General features: G+C 52.5%; 1 protein-coding gene and 1 pseudogene. Both read right to left on the bottom strand.

Features of this window, described 5'->3' with window-relative positions; all coding sequences use genetic code 11:
* Positions 1–195 precede the first annotated feature (195 nt).
* Entirely contained in the window at positions 196–576 is a 381-nt protein-coding gene (locus tag R1W00_RS18180; protein WP_317264185.1) for a hypothetical protein, read from the bottom strand.
* Positions 577–578: 2 nt separating this feature from the next.
* Positions 579–1,163, bottom strand: a pseudogene (locus R1W00_RS18175) (hypothetical protein); the annotation flags it as partial.

Genomic DNA, 1,163 nt, shown 5'->3' with positions numbered 1-1,163 from the left:
GTTGACCCAATCGACGCTCATCTTCCGTCAGTTCGGGGAAGACCTCGACCCAGCCTTTTGCCAGTTCACCGACCACCGGGGTAAGAGGGTTTGCGGCCAAGGCGTCCGCCGCGAGGACTCAAGGGCATTCTCGTTTTGCAATGTAAACAGCCCTGTCTGGTACATTTCATGGGACTATCCAGAAGCCCATCTATTTCAGCCAGATTGAGTAAGAACGCTTTGTAATTCCCGTATCACATACTGCATACGATGGACATAGTCTGACTGTTGGCGAATATCGCTTGATACGTTGCGCCAACGCGGCGTGTCTGGAGAAACCCTGCCGCTTCGCAAATCAAAAGACAATTGGCTCAACGCCGCATTGAATTCAGAGATGACATTTGATCCGTCGAGCGCGTTTGTGTCGAGCAACACGTATCCAAGATCCTCTTGGATATGTTTTTGCCAAGGTTCTGTAACCTCTCTGGCTGCGGATGCAGTTTCCAATCGTTGATTCAGAATCGACAGCACTTCTGCCAGATCATGGTAATTCATGCGGGCAGATCGGTCTCCAAATTTAAGAACTGTATTCGCCATGTTCACCTCAGAATATCCACTGGGATACCTGACGATATCCGATTTTCAAGTTCTCGGTGCAAGCGCTCCACCTGCATCGAGCTTAGACCTTCGGCATCGACAACGATGCGATCGGCACCCGTCTGAAAATTGGCTTCATCAACGGTCGCCTCGATCAACCCATCCAAGCGTGCTTCAGGGACCACGCCATCAACAGCAGGAACAGGTCCTTTTACCTCAATTTTATCACCATTCGAGGTATCGACGAAATCGTAAGCCGGGTCGGGTGGGGCCGGACGTGCCAACGTGGTCCCTGTAGCGGCCTCATACCTTGCGCCTGCGCGACCTTCGCGGGGACGCTGAACTCCGTCTTCGTTGGCAAGCTCAATTGAGCGCTCACCAAAGTTTTCCGGTAGATCGCGTTCTTCTGGTGTTGTGAGATTGCCGATCTCACGAGCGACAATGCTTGGCCCCACCTCTGCTGGGATCGGTGTAGAGATGATGCTGTCGGTCGGATCATCAGGGATGGGCGATCCGGTATGGTTAGGCAGACCCAAGTCTTCAATGGGATAGGTTTCAAGCCATTGATCAAGCCGTTCTGGCGTGAA

It is taken from the genome of Rhodovulum sp. FJ3 (assembly GCF_032918305.1).
In the GTDB taxonomy this organism is placed as follows: Bacteria; Pseudomonadota; Alphaproteobacteria; order Rhodobacterales; family Rhodobacteraceae; genus SAT37.
This window is presented reverse-complemented; position numbering and strand designations above follow the sequence as displayed.